Source organism: Mesorhizobium sp. P2_F7, from assembly GCF_056403695.1.
Genome location: NZ_JBFUFA010000004.1, coordinates 52771 through 70070, shown reverse-complemented (window position 1 = coordinate 70070; position 17300 = coordinate 52771). Strand labels below are relative to the sequence as shown.

At 60.0% G+C, this 17300-nt stretch carries 22 protein-coding genes; 6 read left to right on the top strand and 16 right to left on the bottom strand.

Annotation, left to right across the window (positions count from 1 at the left end):
• Positions 1 to 49 precede the first annotated feature (49 nt).
• Positions 50 to 637: a TetR/AcrR family transcriptional regulator gene (locus AC1DZ8_RS14415; protein WP_477401081.1), complete on the top strand. Its 588-nt coding sequence runs from the start codon at positions 50 to 52 to the stop codon at positions 635 to 637.
• Here AC1DZ8_RS14415 and AC1DZ8_RS14410 read toward each other — a convergent pair.
• From AC1DZ8_RS14410 to AC1DZ8_RS14400, 3 genes are all read right to left on the bottom strand, one after another.
• Complete coding sequence (locus tag AC1DZ8_RS14410) at positions 634 to 1860, bottom strand: anion transporter (protein WP_477309223.1); 1227 nt, start codon at positions 1858 to 1860, stop codon at positions 634 to 636. The genes AC1DZ8_RS14415 and AC1DZ8_RS14410 overlap by 4 nt on opposite strands.
• A gap of 682 nt (positions 1861 to 2542) precedes the next feature.
• Entirely contained in the window at positions 2543 to 3079 is a 537-nt protein-coding gene (locus AC1DZ8_RS14405) for a hypothetical protein (protein WP_477309224.1), read from the bottom strand.
• 318 nt (positions 3080 to 3397) lie between these two features.
• On the bottom strand, positions 3398 to 3634 hold the full coding sequence (locus AC1DZ8_RS14400; RefSeq protein ID WP_477309225.1) for a hypothetical protein: 237 nt from the start codon (positions 3632 to 3634) through the stop codon (positions 3398 to 3400).
• 271 nt (positions 3635 to 3905) lie between these two features.
• Between AC1DZ8_RS14400 and AC1DZ8_RS14395 the strand changes: the two genes are divergently transcribed.
• Complete coding sequence (locus tag AC1DZ8_RS14395) at positions 3906 to 4229, top strand: hypothetical protein (RefSeq protein WP_477401079.1); 324 nt, start codon at positions 3906 to 3908, stop codon at positions 4227 to 4229.
• A gap of 31 nt (positions 4230 to 4260) precedes the next feature.
• On the opposite strand, the gene AC1DZ8_RS14390 is transcribed toward AC1DZ8_RS14395, so the two are convergent.
• Positions 4261 to 4428 (bottom strand): hypothetical protein, encoded by a 168-nt coding sequence (locus tag AC1DZ8_RS14390; RefSeq protein ID WP_477309227.1) that lies wholly within the window; start codon positions 4426 to 4428, stop codon positions 4261 to 4263.
• 54 nt (positions 4429 to 4482) lie between these two features.
• A complete protein-coding gene (locus tag AC1DZ8_RS14385; RefSeq protein WP_477309249.1) occupies positions 4483 to 5826 on the bottom strand; it encodes a PAS domain S-box protein in 1344 nt (447 codons plus the stop codon).
• Between the two features lie 403 nt (positions 5827 to 6229).
• Here AC1DZ8_RS14385 and AC1DZ8_RS14380 point away from each other — a divergent pair, with 403 nt between their 5' ends.
• From AC1DZ8_RS14380 to AC1DZ8_RS14370, 3 genes are all read left to right on the top strand, one after another.
• The gene (locus AC1DZ8_RS14380) at positions 6230 to 6397 is read left to right on the top strand and encodes a Thivi_2564 family membrane protein (protein ID WP_023694668.1); all 168 of its coding nucleotides are present in this window, start codon (positions 6230 to 6232) and stop codon (positions 6395 to 6397) included.
• 445 nt (positions 6398 to 6842) lie between these two features.
• On the top strand, positions 6843 to 7322 hold the full coding sequence (locus AC1DZ8_RS14375) for a GFA family protein (protein ID WP_477309229.1): 480 nt from the start codon (positions 6843 to 6845) through the stop codon (positions 7320 to 7322).
• A 479-nt stretch (positions 7323 to 7801) separates the two neighbouring features.
• Positions 7802 to 8362, top strand: a complete 561-nt coding sequence (locus AC1DZ8_RS14370) for a hypothetical protein (protein WP_477309230.1) — start codon at positions 7802 to 7804, stop codon at positions 8360 to 8362.
• Here AC1DZ8_RS14370 and AC1DZ8_RS14365 read toward each other — a convergent pair.
• Positions 8359 to 8697: a hypothetical protein gene (locus AC1DZ8_RS14365; protein WP_477309231.1), complete on the bottom strand. Its 339-nt coding sequence runs from the start codon at positions 8695 to 8697 to the stop codon at positions 8359 to 8361. The two genes, AC1DZ8_RS14370 and AC1DZ8_RS14365, sit on opposite strands and share 4 nt — an antisense overlap.
• Before the next feature lie 99 nt (positions 8698 to 8796).
• Here AC1DZ8_RS14365 and AC1DZ8_RS14360 point away from each other — a divergent pair, with 99 nt between their 5' ends.
• Complete coding sequence (locus AC1DZ8_RS14360) at positions 8797 to 8991, top strand: hypothetical protein (protein WP_112392710.1); 195 nt, start codon at positions 8797 to 8799, stop codon at positions 8989 to 8991.
• 66 nt (positions 8992 to 9057) lie between these two features.
• On the opposite strand, the gene waaF is transcribed toward AC1DZ8_RS14360, so the two are convergent.
• The 10 genes from waaF to AC1DZ8_RS14310 all read right to left on the bottom strand — a co-directional run bounded on the left by waaF (position 9058) and on the right by AC1DZ8_RS14310 (position 17299).
• A complete protein-coding gene (gene waaF / locus AC1DZ8_RS14355; protein WP_477309232.1) occupies positions 9058 to 10077 on the bottom strand; it encodes a lipopolysaccharide heptosyltransferase II in 1020 nt (339 codons plus the stop codon).
• Positions 10077 to 10223, bottom strand: coding sequence for a hypothetical protein (locus tag AC1DZ8_RS14350; RefSeq protein ID WP_477309233.1), 147 nt, complete (start codon positions 10221 to 10223; stop codon positions 10077 to 10079). Before AC1DZ8_RS14350 ends, waaF begins: the two co-directional genes overlap by 1 nt.
• A gap of 418 nt (positions 10224 to 10641) precedes the next feature.
• Positions 10642 to 11160, bottom strand: coding sequence for a peptide-methionine (S)-S-oxide reductase MsrA (msrA, locus tag AC1DZ8_RS14345; RefSeq protein WP_477309234.1), 519 nt, complete (start codon positions 11158 to 11160; stop codon positions 10642 to 10644).
• 24 nt (positions 11161 to 11184) lie between these two features.
• The gene (locus AC1DZ8_RS14340; protein WP_477309235.1) at positions 11185 to 12021 is read right to left on the bottom strand and encodes a hypothetical protein; all 837 of its coding nucleotides are present in this window, start codon (positions 12019 to 12021) and stop codon (positions 11185 to 11187) included.
• A gap of 206 nt (positions 12022 to 12227) precedes the next feature.
• Positions 12228 to 12692 carry a hypothetical protein gene (locus tag AC1DZ8_RS14335; protein WP_477309236.1) on the bottom strand — a complete coding sequence of 155 codons (465 nt, stop codon included), beginning with the start codon at positions 12690 to 12692 and terminating at the stop codon, positions 12228 to 12230.
• Positions 12693 to 12790: 98 nt separating this feature from the next.
• The gene (locus AC1DZ8_RS14330) at positions 12791 to 13108 is read right to left on the bottom strand and encodes a T6SS immunity protein Tdi1 domain-containing protein (protein WP_477309237.1); all 318 of its coding nucleotides are present in this window, start codon (positions 13106 to 13108) and stop codon (positions 12791 to 12793) included.
• A 426-nt stretch (positions 13109 to 13534) separates the two neighbouring features.
• The gene (locus tag AC1DZ8_RS14325) at positions 13535 to 13918 is read right to left on the bottom strand and encodes a hypothetical protein (RefSeq protein WP_477309238.1); all 384 of its coding nucleotides are present in this window, start codon (positions 13916 to 13918) and stop codon (positions 13535 to 13537) included.
• Positions 13919 to 14025: 107 nt separating this feature from the next.
• Positions 14026 to 14964, bottom strand: a complete 939-nt coding sequence (locus AC1DZ8_RS14320) for a hypothetical protein (RefSeq protein WP_477309239.1) — start codon at positions 14962 to 14964, stop codon at positions 14026 to 14028.
• Entirely contained in the window at positions 14906 to 16765 is a 1860-nt protein-coding gene (locus tag AC1DZ8_RS14315; RefSeq protein WP_477309240.1) for a hypothetical protein, read from the bottom strand. Before AC1DZ8_RS14315 ends, AC1DZ8_RS14320 begins: the two co-directional genes overlap by 59 nt.
• On the bottom strand, positions 16766 to 17299 hold the full coding sequence (locus AC1DZ8_RS14310) for a hypothetical protein (protein ID WP_477309241.1): 534 nt from the start codon (positions 17297 to 17299) through the stop codon (positions 16766 to 16768).
• Between the last annotated feature and the right edge of the window lies 1 nt (position 17300).

Below are 17300 nucleotides of genomic sequence, written 5' to 3'. Positions count from 1 at the left end.
GATCAGGCTTTCGATTGTATGTATATTCACTAGTCGGTATACTTGGCGTATGATCGAAGCACCGAGCCCTACCCGCAAACGCCTTGTCGATGCCGCAACGAAGCTGTTCTATGCGGAAGGGATCGGCCGTGTCAGCGTCGATGCTGTGGCTGAAAAAGCCGGGCTCACCAAGCGCACGCTCTACTATCACTTCAAGAGCAAGGACGACTTGATCGCCGCCTATCTCGACGGTCGTGACCAGCCGAACGTCAGACAGATGGGAGGCTGGTTCGAAGCGGCCCAAGGCAATGTCGAAAGTAAGGTCGAGGCCATCTTCACCAATTTGGCGCGTGTGGCGCGACATCCCAAATGGAAAGGCTGCGGCTTCCTGCGCACGGCAGCTGAACTCGCTTCGATGCCCGGACACCCGGCGGTCAAAGCCGGGTCACGGCACAAGAAGAATTTCGAGGCATGGCTGGCCGGCGCACTCTCAGATCATGGCGTCAACGAACCGCAAATCCTGGCGCGCGAAATCGTGCTTTTGATGGACGGCGCCTTTTCGATCATGCTGGTCCACCGCAACCCCGATTATGTCGAGGCGGCCGGGCGTGCGGCAGCCATGCTGGTCCGGGCAAGGTCCGGATCAGCGACTGTCTAAAAGCCCGCCGCCAGCCAAGCCGTGCCGGCGGCAAGCGTCAGCAGTGTCAATGGCAGACCGACCTTGAAGAAGGCTGAAAAGGACAGCTGCGTACCGGCGGCCCGCGCCTGTTCGGCGACGATCAGATTGGCGACCGAGCCGAGCAAGGTGAAGTTGCCGGCCAGCGTCGAACTCATCGCCACCACCAGCCAGGCCCGCTCAGGGTTTTCAAGACCGGGTATGAACGGCCTCAGCGCCAGTACCGCCGGAACATTGCTCATGACGTTGGAAAGCACAGCGGTAAAGCCGGAGAGACGCCAGACGTCGTCCAGGCCAAGGCCTTTGGCCGAGGCGATGATATCCGGCGTCAGCAGTGTTTTCTCGGCGCCGGCGACGACGATGAATAGGCCGGCGAACATGAACAGCAACGGGCCGTCGATCTCGCGGTAGATGCGCGCCGGTTTGATGGCGCGGGTGAGCAGCAGAATGGCGCCGCCGATCAGTGCTGCCTTGGCAACCGGAACGCCGGCGAAGAAGGCAACCGCCAGGCCGACGCAGACAACCACCGCCTTCAGCACCTGCCCGGGCAGCATGCGGCCGCGATAGACTTCCGGGCTGAGTTCGGCGCTACGCGCGAATTCGGTGCGGTAGACGATGCGCACGATGACGATGACGGCGACAAGGCCGAACAAGGCAACCGGCGCAAGAGCGGCCGAAAAGGCCGGATAGGAGATCCCCGACAGGGCGCCGATGACCATGTTCTGCGGGTTGCCGGTGATTGTGGCGACGCTGCCGCAGTTGGACGCGGCGGCGGTGGCGATCAGATAGGGGATGGGATTGCGGTTGATGACGCGGGTGACGTGGACAACGATCGGCGCCATCACCAGGCAGATGGCGTCGTTGACCAGGAATGCCGAAAGGATGCCGGTCAGGAGCGTCACCATCACCAAAAGCATGAACGGCGCGTGTGCATGCTCGATCGCGTAAGCGCCGAGAGCGCGGAAAGCGCCCGAGACTTTCAGGTGCGCAACGACGATCATCATGCCGAGCAGCAGCGTGATGGTGTCGAAATTGATGGCGCGATAGGCGTCTTCCATACTGAGCGCGCCGATGGCGATCATCGCCGCGCCGCCGAGCAAGGCGATCCCTGCGCGGTCGAGACGCAGGCCCGGGATGCGGCCGATGGCGACGCCGGCATAGGTCAGGATGAGGATCAGCAATGCCGCCGCGCCCATCAATGTCATTGGCAAACCATCCCTGTTCAAATGAACCGACGCCGGGATGGATCGTTCCCGCTCAGGCATTTGCCGCGCAGCTTTAACGTCGCTCCAGCAAAGCGAAAGCGCCTATGACGATCCGAGCGCGAAAATCAGTGGGCAAATCGCGGGCTGACGGAAGCGAACACAGCCGGCCGCCAGCGCGGCGTGTCCCGGCGGCCTGTGGCTGACACGCCGTCGCGAAACTTCTCTGTTGCCAAGGTCGTGGCTTATATAATTAAACTCTAATTTATCCTTTCAGGGTATGGATAGGTTAGCCGTATTTCGGCCTTGGGTTTTTTAGATGGTCCACAGCCTTGAGAGGGAATGCCGCGTTTCAGAGAAGGAGACCTTGCTGGCGCGCGCGATGGAATGTCCGCGTTGCCAGGGAGCTCGCAAGGTCTTTGTTTGCGCCCGGTGGGTCAGTTCGAATGGCCATTGCTGCCCCGGGGGGACACATCGGCTCAACTGCCCAGGTCACAGCGTCGCGTGCCTGGAGTGCGGCGGACGGGACTCTTGAGCTGATCTGAAGCGATTGCGACAAGATTGGTGTAAGCCGTCCAGCGTGCCGATGCGCAAGTGTCCTGAAACGAAAAAAGCCCGCCCCGGCGAACCGGAGCGGGCCTGCAACCATAAGCGGAGAATGCCATGGGCACTCCCTATAGATAACTCAACGGTTGGCCGTCTTGATCATCAGGCACAAAGCACGCAGGTCGCTGTCATAAGCACCTGAATTCAGCACATCGACGCAGCGGAGCTTCATTTTCGCCAGCTGGCTGTTCGACATGCTCGCGATGGCGCTCGGCAGCCCAGGCTTCGCCGGGGTAGCGGGGTTGGCCGGGTTGGTGCCAATGCCGACACCGACCCCCGCGGCGACGCCATTGCCGATGCCGACACCAGCGCCGACCCCGACACCACCAGTACCGCCGACGGTTGCACCGACGCCGGCCTTGATGCCGCTCGCACCACCGACGGATGCGCCGGCCCCTGCATTGACGCCGTTGCTACCACCTATGGAGGCGCCTGCACCGGCATTCACGCCGCCGCTGCCGCCAATCGAAGCGCCAGCCCCGGCGTTGACGCCGCCGCTACCGCCGACGGACGCCCCGGCGCCGACGCCAATTCCAGCCGCATTGGCTTGCATGCCAAGGGCAGCCAGAATCGTGGCGGCCGCCAATGTCATGCCAATCCTGCTCACAATGTTCATGATGCTCTCTCCTTGGTTTGCTTGAAGCAAGCCGGATTTCCGGGATGCATGGAGGAACAACAATCTTCTCTATTTTTAGTTGCATTTCTTTGTCATGCAACTATAAGTTTGGTTACGGAATTGCTGTGCGCATAATGAAAATTAGAGACGAATCAGTGGGTAACCTTGCCGGAATTTCGATGCGACATGGCGGGAGGCAAAGACGTGACGCTGGCGCCAACCACGCGCGAGCGGGCTCGCGCGTCCTCGCCACACACGGCCGCAAACAATTGATAGCGGCATTTTCAAACGCAGTGATTAGGGGTTAGCCGCGCCGGATTATTCGCCCGACGATCCGTCGCCATTCGCGCTGCTGCCCAGAATTCCAAAGTCCTGCGACTTTGCTCCTTGCCCAGCAGTCAGAAATCCGTCGGCATCGAGGCCGCGCCGCAGCAATTCCCGCACCGCCGCCGAACGACTTGGCATGCGCTTTTCGAAGCGCCAGTTTTCCAAGGCAGCCAATTCCTCGGCCGTCAGCATGATCTGCAGTCGCTCGGGTCGTTCCAGTTCGGCCATCTTGCGCTCCAACGCCAGGACCAAAAATACGGTGAGTTAGTATGTGGCTCAATAAGAGTATAATTAGGAGTCTACGCACAGCGCGTCAAGAGCGGCTGATAGGCAACCCACACACATCACCAACGATGCGGATGAAACGCCGATTACACAACCAGCGTCATCTACTAACTAATTGATTTATTTAAGAATATTGAAGATTTCGCTTGTCATTCGACGATGGCCGGCGCATGTTGAAGAGGAGGGATAAACCACTCTCAACGGGAGGTTTTCCATGCGCTACGGATATTCGGATCGGCTGCGGGAGGACCTCAACTCACAGGTCCTGGCTGCCCTTCGGTCCAGGGGAATAATCAATATCGCGACGGTCGCCGAGCAAGTGCGATTGCGCAATCTGGACGAGAACATCGCGCTCGAAGACGTCGAGCGCCTCGTGATGCAGGTGGCGCAACTCTACGGCGCGGTCATGGAATTCGACGGGCTTACCGCCATCGAAGCGGGGAGATTCAACCCAATGCCGGAAAATCGGGATGAAATGCCTGGCGACAGTGTCGACGCCACCGATAGCCATACCCGAAGTGTCATGCTGGAGGGATAGCCGCACCATCAGCCGGCAAATCGGCCCTGCCCTATCTGTTCTTCAGTATGCGCGCCTCGCGCAACAAGGAGTTGCGATCAGTACCGATCATCTCGATGAGGCTGCGCGCCTCGTCGAATGTGATGCCCGTTTCTTTGGCCAGTGCGCTTGCCAGGAAAGCCTCTTCGTCCATCTTCCGGGCACGTTCGTCATTTTCCATCGACCGTGCCTTCTCTCGGTATGGCAGAATCGCGCGGCGGAACGATTGTTACCTTCAATCGAGCGCAATATCGGCGAACGACGTTTGGACGGAGCGCAGAGGTGCTTCGAGGGTCCAAACGACGCCTTCTTCCCTAAAATCCAACTGTCCGGTGCCGCCGACCGCCTGTGGCGCGACCCGCTTGAGGACCACAGATCCAAAACCGCGGCGCGTTATCCCGCCCATGGTCGGCCCACCCAGCTCACGCCAGGTCAGGCGAAAGTTATCGGTGCCGTCGGTCGTCGGTGCGGTATCCCATTCGATTTCGACTCGTCCGCCGTTGCGCGACAGCGCTCCGTGCTTTGCTGAATTGGTGGCCAGTTCGTGGAAGGCGATGCCGAGATACTGCACGGCATTCGGCTGAAGCGTGATCACCGGTCCAGTCACCGACAGACGGTCTTGCATCGCGAAGGCCTTGAGCTGCGCCTGGATCAGGTCGCCGACGGTGGCGCCCCGCCATTCGGCGTCGACCAGAAGATCGTGGGAATCCGAAAGCGCCGTGATGCGCTCACGTACCTGTTCGACGAAAGCGGCCGGCGTGCCCGCCGATTTGCTGGTCTCGCGGATCATCGAAATGATGACCGAATATTGGTTCTTCACCCGATGGTTGACTTCGCGCATGAGCAGACGGATGCGTCGCTCGCTCTCCTTGTGGGAGCTGATGTCACGCGCGATCTTGGAAGCGCCGATGATCCGCCCGATGCCGTCACGGATCGGTGAGACGGTCAGCGAGACCGGGACGAGGCTGCCGTCCTTGCGCTGGCGCATGGTTTCGTATGACGGCACACGCTCGCCGGCGCGTATTCGCGAGATGATCGAGGCCTCCTCGCCGAGGCGCTCGGTTGGAATAAGCATCGTTACCGGCCGGCCTACTGCCTCGGCGGGCGTGTAACCGAACAAATGTTCGGCTGCATCGTTCCAACTGGTGATGGTGCCGTTAATGTCTTTCGAAACGATTGCGTCCATGGACGATTCGACAATCGCGGCAAGTCGCATGCGCGCCTCGTCCGCCTGCGTCTGCGTGCGCAGATCAAGCAGCGTGTTGATGGCGCCGAGAATTTCGCCTGACTCGTCGCGAACCAGGCGTGGGTGGGCTCTGAACGGAACAAGTTCGCCGTCCGGTCGCTCCGCAATCGCCTGATCCCAGGGGATATCGCGTCCTTCAAGCATGGAGATTGCCATTGGGCACTGGCCATGCGCCATAGGCCGGCCATCGAGATGGCGCAACTTCCAGGAGCCGCACCAAAGGTCTCGGCCTATAACCGGACGGTGTCCCCACAGATCAGCTGCGGCCTCATTGAAGAATGTGATGCGGCCCTGTTTGTCGATTGTGTAGACGGCAACCGGCAACGCCTCCATCAAATGGGCAGAGGAAATTCCTGGAATTCCAGGCTCCAGCCTTTGGATGACATCAGCGTATTCCCCTGCCACGAATTCCCCTAGCCGCTCGACTTCAAGCGCTTGCTACCAGCAACTGAAATGCCTGGGAAAGGTTTCGGTTCCCGCCGCCCCTTCAGATGCGGCATTGTCGTCTGGCGCGCGCCGGTTCCCCTACAAGCAGCGCCCCGATCGGGGGCGCTTGCGCAATGCTGACAACGGAGCGCAACTCGCGCAAGTCGCCCGCTATCTACCCAAGGCACCGCGCGCCTGTGCCACAGCCTGGCTATTGCACCTCGGCATCGCACGGGCAGGAACCAATTGACGGTCGGAGCGTTTGCCGCTGCGTACTCTTTTTCAGATATAGCCAAACGGAGTGAGGGACATGGCTTCATCGGTACTTATCGGCATCCTGATCACCTTTCTGGTGATCATCCTGGTGCTCTATCTCGTCCAGCGCCTGCCGCTCGACGGCCGCACCAGACAGATCGCACAGATCGTCGTCATCATCATCGGCATCATTTCGCTGCTGAAATATCTGGCGGTGTTCTAGTATAAGAACCGCTATGAGATTCCAAAGGCTCGCATGGATCGCCGGAACAGCGTTGTTTGCTGCGACCACCGCCTATGCGCGACCGGATACGCGCACGATGACCTGCGATGAGACACAGCGCCTGATCCAGAGCCATCACTCGGCCGTGCTGACGACAGGCCGAGACACTTACGATCGCTATGTCCGCCAATTCGGCAACGATTGCGACTGGCCGGAGGTGCCGGTTGCCGCCTCCGTTCCAACACGTGATGGACAATGCCGCGTCTATTGGTGCCGGGAGCCGGTATTCGACCTCCCGAATTGATAGAACCAGCAGGGGTGGCGACGGCACCTGCAAAAGCACTCGGCGAGGCGACGTGGAACCCTTGCGCTTCGCGTGAATTGATTCTGCGCACGGCGCTGCGAGGTGTAGCAGTGTGATGCCCAACAAGACGGAGGAGCGGTCATGCCCAATGACACAAGGCGGAGCGGCAGCTGCCTTTGCGGCGGCATCCAGTTTTCGGTGACGGGAGATCCCTTTCGGATCGGCCTTTGCCATTGCAAGGATTGCCGCAAGTCCAGTGGGTCGACTTTTTCGGCGTTCGCGGTGTGGCCGCTCGAGGCGTTTGAAACCACGGGTATCGTCAACAGCTATGGCGACAGAAGCTTTTGTCCAACCTGCGGCGGCCGGGTGCCCTTGGTTCGTGAAAATGAAGTCGAGGTAACGATTGGCAGCCTCGATGAGGTGCCCACCGAAGGGCTGGAACCCAGCTATGAACTCTGGGTCAACCGCCGCGAACACTGGTTGCAACCGTTGCCTGGCGCCCGGCAGTTCGAGCACGACCGGGTGGAAGACGGTCCGACAAATGATGGCCTGACAGCTGAACCGGCTTCTGAAGACGCTGAAACACCGTCAAGCCATTTTCCGCGACGCAAATCTGCCTAGTGTACGCGCTGTAGAGCCTTAGCCAGTCGGCGGACAGGAATCGTTCTCTAACACCCCGATGCGACAAAACCGGGCTTCGACACCATTTCACCACGCGGAAGCCAAACGCAAAAAGGACCCGCCTTGGCTTTGAGCCAAAGGCGGGCGGTCGATTGTCTGGGTTGCGCTGCCGGCAGCCTCGGCCGAAGCCTGGTTCAAAGCTCGCTGCTTTCTGTAACCGGAAATCGATTTATTGTACCAGCAATCGATTTACCGGGGCCGCGCATCAGTTGGAATTCGTCTTGCGATTGCAGAGCGGTGCTGGCTTGTTTAAAAACGAGAGCTTAAGACCGCGTAGTATCGTTACGTCAACTAAGGTGTCCAAGTATGTTCTGGCGTGACATAAAGAAATCTTGCCACCTCGTACAAAAGGACAACTTGTTTATTTCCTTTTTTGTTACATAGTGTAGCGAATCTTGAAGCCGAATGGGGCGGTTTTCATGCAGCCAGCGCCAGGACAGGGCCGCGGTCCACACGTGCAATATCCACCGATTGATGGGTTCTGGACCTGGGATATCAAGCGCGACCGTGTTTACGACGACGCAAATCTCTCGGACTATTTCGGGCTGACGCTCGAAGAGTTCTCGCATGGCGCATCCATGGAAAGATGCATGCAGAGCATCGACGCCGAAGATCGGCCCCGGGTGCAAATCGCGATCCGCAAGGCGGTGGAGCGGAGAGCGGGGTTCAGGGAAATCTATCGCGTCCGCTCGGACAAGATGGGGCGTCGCAGAATTCTGGCGGTTGGCCAATGTTATGTTGACGGTCAGGGAGAAGCGGCCTTGTACCCCGGCTGGTTCATCGATCTGACCCGCGACGTCGATTTGGGTGAGACAGCACTTCGTGAGGTCCACCGCCATATCGAACAGGCCAAGGAAATCTCGCAATCGATGGGACAGGACCTGCTGTTCTACCTTCTCGAAAATGCCCAGGAAGAGGCGCAGCAACGCCTTGACGGCAGGGCGATGAGGCGCAAATCGGCTTGGAGCAGATCTTGTTAGCTTGTGCGGGAAACCTTGCCGCGGCCGCGCAGTTCAGCCGTCACCATGCGGGCAAAATGGCTTTGAGGCGAGCGGCGCTCCAACAGGCTGGCGCGCTCAAGAGCAGCGTCGCCGTAAAACTCGACTAACACCGTCGCGGCGCTGGCGGCGTCGACCCTGAGCCGGCCAAGGTCGGCGTGTCCGTCCCGACTGGACGACACGCTGCCGCCAATGACATCCATCATGGCCTGCAACTTGTCGGGGAAACTGCCCTCGTCTTCGTGCATCGTCGCGGTCCGATTGCCGGCGTAAAATATCGACATTTTCGCAAAAAGTGCAATAGGGTCGTTGATCAAGCGCTAATACAACCTGATACAGCTCCACCGTGAGCTTTTTCGCAATCTTCATGCAAGCATAGTCGGCGCAAAGTTCCTGCGCAGACATTGGGGGCACCGATGGACCAGCCGAGCAAGATGGAGAACCTGCAGTTCGCGCAAGGCATATTGCGGGAACTTCGGCAGAAAGCCGAAGCCGACGGCGAGAAGCTTCTGACCTATCTCATCGACATGGCTTACCTTGAAGCCAGTGATCGCATCCGCGCGCATTGGGTCGGCAATCACGAGCCCGAAAGCCGCAGGGCCAAGGGGTAAACGGAGCGCTGGCGGCGCCCTCAAGGGGCGCGTTGGATCAGGCGCTGGAGGCCATCCAGCCTACTGTCAGTTGTGACTACCGACTGAAAGGCCAGCCAGCGCCTCCCTTACCCGGGTTTCGCTGATCCCGCGCGTATCCTCGACCCAGCTGGGCGTCGAGAGCGGCGGCTCGATGAAGCGAACATGACTGTTTACCGGACCGTGCACGTAGGGGCGATTTAGCCCATAAATGAGCGCACATGGGACGTTCAGGGCAGCGGCGGCGTGCGAAATGCCGCCGTCAACCCCCAGGAACACGGTCGACGCAGCGATCTGGCACATCGCATCAGCAATCGATGGGGTCGAGGTGAAGTCGATTGCCTCAGGAATGGCGGCGCGGATTTTTGCAGCACCGGCCCGCTCGCGCGGTCCGCCGACAATCCAGATTGCCCAGCCGCGATCATGGTGGTCTCTGGCGACCGAGATGAAGCGCTCGATGGGCCACGAGCGGAAATTTTCGATGTCTGCCGTATACAGCGCCAGCGCCGGCCGGCCGGCATCGATCTTCTGGCGCTCGCGCCATTCGTCGAGCTCAGCCGGATCGACCACAAGCCGGGGCGCCGGCCATTCTGTCCCCGCAGCCGGCTTTTCGCCAAGAGAGGCAATCGAGCAGACCTCCTCGAAGAGCCGCGTCTTGCGCGGGCCGAAAGCCCATAGATGTGCAAGCCAGCCGGCGGGGAAGCGATTGAGGAGGCCGAATTGCAATTCCTGCGGATAGCCGATGCGCTCCTCTATGCCGGCCATGAACACCATCACCGCCGCCTTGGTGCTGCTGGTCATCAGATAGGCCGCGCGGTAATTTTCCTTGCGCAACTCGGCGACAAGGCGGCTGCGCTCTGCAAAACCAGGGCGCTGATGACGCTTGGCAAGCGCCCAGCCTTTCCGGACATGCGGCATCAGGCGTGCCAGCGGTGCTGCGACCGGCGAGGTGACGACATCGATGGGGCGATCAGGAAATCGCTCGGCAATGATCTGGATGGCGGAGTGGCAACGGACAAAGTCGCCGACTGCGGGAAAGCCGACGAAGAGGATTGGATCACCGGTCATCAAGTAAGCGCTTCGCCGTAGAGGACACGGAACGTCGAGGTCCTGCGGATTGGCTGCGCGGCATTGGCCAGCCATTCGACCTGACGCTGGATCCCGCCGTAGCCCCGACAGGCTATCACGCCCTTCAAAACGAGCGTCACCCGCATTGATCCTGCCTCATAATCCCTGTCAAAGCCGGTCTCAGTTGCGTCACGGGCTGGGCATTGTCAAGGTCGCGCCGGAATCGCGAAAGGCCGCGCCTGCTGTCAGCCTTTGTCACCGGGTTACGGAATCGTTAATCAGCGCTTGCTACTATGCCGAATGACCAAGAATCTCGGCAATGCACCCAGGATCCTCCCCAGGCAACAGCCAAAGAGCTCCGCTCTTGGTCGGCTGGCGCCTGCCCTGTTTCCGCTGGTCGTCGTTGCGCTTGGATATATGATCGGCCGTCAATTCTTCGGCTTCTAGGCCACCGCTCTCCGGATGCGCTCGCGGTGGAAACGCCGCGAACAAACGCAAAAAACGCCACACCCTTTCGGGTGCGGCGCTCTGAAGCGATACCGGTATCGGCCGGTCATGAGTGTGTTACGAAACGGCCTTTTCGCGGACCGGAAGCTTCCAGCCCGGCCTGACAAAGTGGCAGGTGTAGCCGTTGGGGTATTTCTCGAGATAGTCCTGATGCTCGGGCTCGGCCTCCCAGAAATCACCCACCGGGGCCAGTTCGGTGACGACCTTGCCGGGCCACAGCCCCGAGGCATTGACATCGGCAATGGTATCCTCGGCGACGCGCTTCTGCTCGTCGCTGGTATAGAAAATCGCCGAGCGGTAGCTCATTCCGACGTCATTGCCCTGGCGGTTCTTCGTGGTCGGATCGTGGATCTGGAAAAAGGATTCGAGCAGCGTGCGAAAGCTGATCCTGGCCGGATCGAAAATGATCTCGATGGCTTCGGCATGAGTGCCGTGGTTGCGGTAGGTGGCATTGGGGACATCGCCGCCGCTGTAGCCGACGCGCGTCGAAATCACGCCGGGATAGCGCCGGATCAAATCCTGCATGCCCCAGAAACAACCGCCGGCAAGCACTGCACGTTCGGTGGACGTCACCATATCATACCTCCTTTGGATTGCTCCTTAAGTAGGCATTGTCGCTGGCTTCTTCCAGCACCTCAAGTGCATCACGGCGTCGGTCGTTGTAGTCGAAAACGTATAGCCAAGTGCTGCCACCGATGTTGCCGCCGCCAACGCGCTGGCCGCGGCATTGGTGGCGGAGGTCGCTGCGTTGGTCGCCGAGGTGGAAGCAGCGGTGGCTGAACCTGAAGCGCCACTCGCAGAACCGACCGCCGCCGTGGCCGAGTTGCTGGCGTTGGTGGCACTGGTCGCCGCGCCCGACGCAGACCCAGCAGCCGCCGTCGCCAAATTGGCTGCATTGGTAGCGCTGGTCGCGGCCGTCGTGGCGGAGCCCGATGCTGCCGTGGCCGACCCCGCGGCTGCGGTGGCTGAGGTCCCGGCATTGGTGGCGCTGGTGGCGGCAGCGTTCTTCGAGGTCAGCGCCGCGGCGGCGCTGGCAGCGGCGGCGCCGGCTGCGCTCACCGCATCGCCCAGCGTGTCATCGGACAGGTAGAAGGCGAGTGCAATCGCGTCGGCGCCGATCACCGGGTCGAGTGTTTCGAAGACATAGACGAAGTCGGCCGAGACCGTGCCCTCCTGCACATGCACCGTCGTGCCCTTCTGCATGGTGCGGCTGCTGCGGGCGTCGGCGGCGCGGAACCACTCGCCTTCGCTTGCCGTATAGATGCCGTTGTCGCGGGCTTCGGTCTGGTTCTTCACCAGCACGCGGTCGCCGACCTCGGCAGGCACGCCGTCGATGGTCTGCAGGCCGTAGAGGGTGACGTTGTTCGTCGTCGCCAGGCGCACGGGTTCGCGTTCGCCGGTCAACAGGCGAACGGCGGCAGTTGCAGGTCGGGCCATAAGGCTTGCTCCATGAAAAAAGCCCCGCGAAAGCGAGGCTGAAAGATTTCGGGTCGGTGGCGGGCTGGCGCTTTGGTCGGCGGAGCGGCCCCCGCCCGTTTTGGCCGGGTGCTCTCGTTGTTCCCGGATTGAAAGCACTTGCGCCTGGACTGTCCCATCACCTTCGAGGCGCTGACTGGTGGTGTCCCGCGACTAAGGGGGGCAGATCAACTCCGAAGCTCTGGCAGAATCCTCTCATCGAGGAACTTGAGGCGACCTGCCAGCATCTCGGCGTTGGCGGGAGTCGCATCGACATTGACTGGTATCAACTTCGCCACGGATTTTCCCTGACGCGCGGCATCGACCCAGTCTTCAAGCGCACCGATGTAACCATCGAGAGCCTCGAAAGGGGTCCTGGTGTCGTCGGCCGGGATATATGTCGGCGGCACGTCGCCGACGATCACCCAAATCCATGCTGGTATGTCCGGCCTTCCAGGCTCAATCTCGAACAGAAAGATGTAGATGATACCTTCGGCGCCGTAGCCGAGATACTCGCCCTTGACGGACAAAACCCAATCATAGAATTCGAGGTGTTCGCGAGCCTCAACGCGGGTGGAGTCAAGTTCGCTCTCGCCGGTGCTGACATTCACCGGCGGCAATCGCACGACATTCGCTAGGTCTGGTTTGTCCATCACCGTGCGCCGCCCAACCCGCCAGCCACCTATCGGTCAATGCAAAAATACTCACCGGTCATTAAACGGGTTGCTGGATGAGATAGCCAAGCAACTTTTCAGTTCAACCCTAGGCACGAACCGGCGTCCCCGGTGGAAGCTGTTACCTTGGCGATGACTTGGCCCATGATGTGCCAATACACTTCCAGGTCGATGAGTTCCTGATTGGAGATGTCATCTTCTCCCCCAAGAAACAGTGGTTTCTTGTAGCCGATGCATTGATCAAAGGCAGGTTGTGCCCCGCCGGCCGCAAGCCAGTCCTCAACGTATATGTTGGCTGTCAGCGCAGCATCCGGATTTTCTATCATCAGCGCATCGTGGAAGGTTTCGATGTTCGCAGGGATCTCAAGTATTTCGGCTGTACCGGGCTCGAACATGAGGACGCCGGGCTGTCCCTCCTCCAACCTTTGAGTATCGACCCCAAGGCAGTGCCCTGCCAATCGTAACCAAAGCAGGTGATCCGTCCCGCGAACTCTGGGAAGCCCAGGTTCCCCCTCGCGTTCCACGCTGCGAGGTCCTGCGCTCTGATAATCCGGTACAAGCCTTGCTTGAATGAGGCGCCGCCGAAGCTGGCAAGCAACTCGCCAAGTCCCACTATGCGTGTATCCGGGAGAGGATTTCCGTCCGCCGGCGCCCTGGTTTCGATAGCGAAATTTTGACGGAATGTCTCGAACACCATCGCTCTCCAATCATGACCTTATCTGAGTGGACAGCGGATATTCCGTCGAAGACCTTTCCGATTGCAAGCTCGCGGACGGGTGTCCCTCACGCTTTTGCATTTCATGCTGCGTGGCCAGTACGCATCATTCGTCTTCAGGATAATTGCGCGCCCAGGCTCTTAATTCTGGACTGCCAACATTTGGCGAGTCGTGCTCTCGGAGATATTTGCGCAAGGCCTTCTTGTCGATCGACACAAACACCTTGCAGCCCGTTTTCTTTTCCCAGGCAAGATCCTCTTGCTCGGACTGGGCCGCCAGCGCTTCGTATTCGGCTGGATCGCACGTCGCCAAGCGCCACTGCCAATTTATCTTCGCCGAGGATTGTTCGCTAACTAATGCCTGGTGTTCAGTTTGGTCCGGGTTGTCGGCCAAAAAATAGCTCGCCGATTTCAGGCCGGAACCGCGAAACCGCAAACGCCCGTTCCGCTCCGGCAGATCCTTCAGAAATTCGCTAGGCGGCTTGGTCATGCGTAGCCCTATCAGGCGGCGCGACGCAAGTGCGCGCCCAACCTGCTCACATCCTATAACCACTGGAGTTTTGGAGCAACGCCTCAACCGTCTCGGCAATCCGTGCGCTACAGCTTGCCGCCTTGTAGGCTGCCACTCTCCGCCCTGCTGGCAACCGCAATACCTGCAACGGTTCCAGCGGCTACGAGCAGGCTGTTGAATTGGATTATGTGCTTCAACACAGGATGCATATTGACCACATCCTGTATCTTTGCAGCAAAAATAGGAGCAACTGTTTTGAAATAGTTTGGATTTGCCATATATGCCCGGATAGCTTCGGCGACGTATTCGTACTGTGCTATTTGATCTTTATACCCTTGGCGATGCGGAGTGATTACATTTTCCGAAGTATCGCCCCCAGCCAGGATCGAATAATTTGGCGCCACCTCGTGCAGTGCCCCTTGAGGAGATATTGGGCCTGCCGTGAGGTCTATCGCATGCGCAACCTCATGTAGGATGGCCTCATTATACTCCTTTTCACTCAATCCAGACTGAATGTATATCTGGACAGGTCGGCCAGATTCATCGACCTCGATTTTGCCAATCCAGGCTCCTTCCCCCGGCTTTGGAAATTCAAATTTTATTGGATTTCCTGTAATTTTCTCTCCAATCACGCGAACATCTGTCGGTGCTATTGCCAGATCGGCCCCGCCAACATGGTTTCTGCCTGCAACATATTTTGCGACGAGTTCGTGATCTCTGCTGCTGACTCGCAGTTGGATCTTTTCGTTAGCAAACGGCCCATTCGGGTAGTCTTCTTCAAAAGGCCTCTGTGGTAGATCTGGAACGTCTGAATAAAGGTCTGATACCTTGGAAAAAAGCTTGTCCAACTTGGCGAATTTGCCCAACCGCTTGAAGCCCGCCGCCGCCGGGCCGGCAGGAATAGCGCCTGCTGCATTCAAAGCAGCTTCACCGTAGTTGCCTTTGTCAAAGGCTCTCTTCGCCTCATCAGCCGCAAAGAGGGCGCCAAGCGGCGTGAAATCGACCAAGGAACTCTGAGTTTTCATAAATTCCTCGGCTGCCAAGCGTACCCAGGACGAGATTCCCCCAGGTGCTGCTTGCTCGCTGGTCTAGCAGCGCCCATGCCGCAAGCCGCTGGCGCATTGTCGGCCTTGTCGGGTCACTAGCGTCGGGACTTTGCCCCCACCGAGCCAATAGCGCATCACGCTCCTGCTTCTCCGCCACCGTACTCGGCAATTCGAACGCTGTGTCTCGCAGTAGCCGGGATAACCCCTCGCGCGCGAGTTGTCCGGACATGGCCGCAAGAACATTCGGATCTGTCGTTCCTGCAAACAACGCGCTGAAAGCTACATCCTTCTCGCGTTGCGATCTGGTCCGGTCGAGCACGATGTCTATGTAGGTTTTAACAAGCCTATCCGGCAGCGGTTGGATGTCCTTGATGCCAAGCTGCTTTTGCACGGCGACAGAGCGGGCAATCGCCTTCTGATAGCCAGCTAGATCATAGCTGTCCGCGCTCAATGTCGCGTCCCAGTAGCTGTCCGCCATCGGATCGATCTTGCGAACAAGATCGGCAGGATCGGCGGCGCGAGCCTGCAAAACCTGCCTGGCTGCGGACGTGGTTATGTCAAACTGCGCCTGGTCCTGCTCAGGGGTCGCACTGCCTGGCTTGGGCTTGGCCGCGAGCACTTTCGCCTCGACGGAGTCCTTCGGCATTCTGACCATATCGAATGCCTGAGCTCCGACCTTGAAGGTCCGGTCGAGCTCAATAGACTGTCTGCCGCCCTCCTCAACGCCATAGACCGCAGCAAGGTCTTCGTCGCCCGGCCTCTCTCCGGAGTAGGTGCCGGTGTACATGAGGGCGTCCGGCGCATTCTGATAAGCGAGTTGGACGTTGGTGCGTGCATCAAAGATCTGGTCCGTCATCGCGACCTCGGCCTTCTGGCCAAGATCCTGCAGATCATTCGGCGGCAGGTCGGCAATCCATGGAGATGCCGCTCGCACAGCCATTCCGTTGGACTGTGCCTCACCTTCTTCGGGCATAAGCTCGCTGACGTGATCGCCTGTTGAAGCCAGGGCGCTTGTGGCACTCCTCGGCTGATCGCTAACAGCCTCTGCCGTGCCATCCTCGGCCCGCCCTCCCGCCTGCACCGCCCCCAGCATCTCGGCAGCCCGCTTCGGGTTTGTGGCGATCATCGCCTGAACCAGCGCCTTGGCCGAGTTGGTGCGCCACGATGCTTCCGCGGCTTGCCGGGTGAGCGGGTTGCCGATCTTGGCGATCAGGTCGAGCCCGCTCTGCCGGATCGCCTCGAAGGTCGCGGTGTCGTTCGGGTCGCCTTGTGCGATCGCGATGGCATTGGTCGTCAGCGTCGTGTCAACGACGGCCTTCTCGTAGTCGTCGCGCTTTGTCTTTTGCCGCAGCGCCATGCGGTATGCGCCAACGACGCGCTTGTTTTCCTTCTCACCTGCGAAAGCGGCTTGCTGGCTTTCGGGCATCGTCCGCTTCGCATCGTCGAACAGTTTGTCGAACAGGCCTGTTTTCACCACCCGGCCGGCGCGCAGGTCGACCTCGCCATACATGGCTTCATGCATACCCGCGCCATCCTTCGGCGCGTTCGCCGTCACGTCACCTTCGGCCTGCGCGATCCGCGCGTCGAAGCTGCGACGCGCCAGCTCGGCGTCGAACGCGTCCTGCTGGTCTTTCATCTGCTGGTAGCGTTCGGCCAGAGCGGAAAGGTGGTCGCCAAAACCCTGCATGGCGCCGCCGATCGGCGACCCTTGGGGATACTGCACCGCATTGCCGGTATCGAGCCGGCGCTGGCCGACGGAAAGGGGGATGATGTGAACCATCTAGGTGTTCCCCACCCACGGAGCCCTGACGGCTGAGCCCCCGAAGATCACGGAACGACCTGGCACGGTGGTCGCACTGGAAGCCATCGCCTTCGTCGGGTCGTAGATTTTGGAGAGGCCGCCAACCAGCGCATCGCCTGCCTTGAAGAGCGACGCTGTCACCGCCTGCTTGCCGGAAAAGCGCGAGATGGCGGCCTGAGTGTTCAGATTGTTCTGGCGCAGCTTCGAGCCGTAGAGCAGCGCGCCGAGATCCGTCTGGCCCTGGCGGGCGTTGGCCGCCAGCACCTCGGTCGGCGAGCCGGCAATGCCGACGCCGGACGCGCCGGCCTGGGCGAGGGCCTGCGCCTGCAGCAGATCCTGCTTGTGGCGCTCCTGGGTCTGGTCGAAGGCGGCTTGCTGGGCGTCGGCTTGCGCCTGCTGCTCGTAGACCTTGGCCTGATAGTCGGCCACCTGCTTCGACTGCTGGCCCTCGACCAGCGCGCCGCCGACAGACAGGGCAGTGCCTGCCAGTCCGAGAAGGGCAAGTGTGCACATG

What these genes read in the sequence shown, in the direction of transcription:
- AC1DZ8_RS14415 (WP_477401081.1), top strand. Translation starts at nt 50, where the DNA reads ATGATCGAAGCACCGAGCCCTACCCGCAAACGCCTTGTCGATGCCGCA.
- AC1DZ8_RS14410 (WP_477309223.1), bottom strand. Translation starts at nt 1,860, where the DNA reads ATGACATTGATGGGCGCGGCGGCATTGCTGATCCTCATCCTGACCTAT.
- AC1DZ8_RS14405 (WP_477309224.1), bottom strand. Translation starts at nt 3,079, where the DNA reads ATGAACATTGTGAGCAGGATTGGCATGACATTGGCGGCCGCCACGATT.
- AC1DZ8_RS14400 (WP_477309225.1), bottom strand. Translation starts at nt 3,634, where the DNA reads ATGGCCGAACTGGAACGACCCGAGCGACTGCAGATCATGCTGACGGCC.
- AC1DZ8_RS14395 (WP_477401079.1), top strand. Translation starts at nt 3,906, where the DNA reads ATGCGCTACGGATATTCGGATCGGCTGCGGGAGGACCTCAACTCACAG.
- AC1DZ8_RS14390 (WP_477309227.1), bottom strand. Translation starts at nt 4,428, where the DNA reads ATGGAAAATGACGAACGTGCCCGGAAGATGGACGAAGAGGCTTTCCTG.
- AC1DZ8_RS14385 (WP_477309249.1), bottom strand. Translation starts at nt 5,826, where the DNA reads ATGGAGGCGTTGCCGGTTGCCGTCTACACAATCGACAAACAGGGCCGC.
- AC1DZ8_RS14380 (WP_023694668.1), top strand. Translation starts at nt 6,230, where the DNA reads ATGGCTTCATCGGTACTTATCGGCATCCTGATCACCTTTCTGGTGATC.
- AC1DZ8_RS14375 (WP_477309229.1), top strand. Translation starts at nt 6,843, where the DNA reads ATGCCCAATGACACAAGGCGGAGCGGCAGCTGCCTTTGCGGCGGCATC.
- AC1DZ8_RS14370 (WP_477309230.1), top strand. Translation starts at nt 7,802, where the DNA reads ATGCAGCCAGCGCCAGGACAGGGCCGCGGTCCACACGTGCAATATCCA.
- AC1DZ8_RS14360 (WP_112392710.1), top strand. Translation starts at nt 8,797, where the DNA reads ATGGACCAGCCGAGCAAGATGGAGAACCTGCAGTTCGCGCAAGGCATA.
- waaF (WP_477309232.1), bottom strand. Translation starts at nt 10,077, where the DNA reads ATGACCGGTGATCCAATCCTCTTCGTCGGCTTTCCCGCAGTCGGCGAC.
- AC1DZ8_RS14350 (WP_477309233.1), bottom strand. Translation starts at nt 10,223, where the DNA reads ATGCGGGTGACGCTCGTTTTGAAGGGCGTGATAGCCTGTCGGGGCTAC.
- msrA (WP_477309234.1), bottom strand. Translation starts at nt 11,160, where the DNA reads ATGGTGACGTCCACCGAACGTGCAGTGCTTGCCGGCGGTTGTTTCTGG.
- AC1DZ8_RS14340 (WP_477309235.1), bottom strand. Translation starts at nt 12,021, where the DNA reads ATGGCCCGACCTGCAACTGCCGCCGTTCGCCTGTTGACCGGCGAACGC.
- AC1DZ8_RS14335 (WP_477309236.1), bottom strand. Translation starts at nt 12,692, where the DNA reads ATGGACAAACCAGACCTAGCGAATGTCGTGCGATTGCCGCCGGTGAAT.
- AC1DZ8_RS14330 (WP_477309237.1), bottom strand. Translation starts at nt 13,108, where the DNA reads ATGTTCGAGCCCGGTACAGCCGAAATACTTGAGATCCCTGCGAACATC.
- AC1DZ8_RS14325 (WP_477309238.1), bottom strand. Translation starts at nt 13,918, where the DNA reads ATGACCAAGCCGCCTAGCGAATTTCTGAAGGATCTGCCGGAGCGGAAC.
- AC1DZ8_RS14320 (WP_477309239.1), bottom strand. Translation starts at nt 14,964, where the DNA reads ATGAAAACTCAGAGTTCCTTGGTCGATTTCACGCCGCTTGGCGCCCTC.
- AC1DZ8_RS14315 (WP_477309240.1), bottom strand. Translation starts at nt 16,765, where the DNA reads ATGGTTCACATCATCCCCCTTTCCGTCGGCCAGCGCCGGCTCGATACC.
- AC1DZ8_RS14310 (WP_477309241.1), bottom strand. Translation starts at nt 17,299, where the DNA reads ATGTGCACACTTGCCCTTCTCGGACTGGCAGGCACTGCCCTGTCTGTC.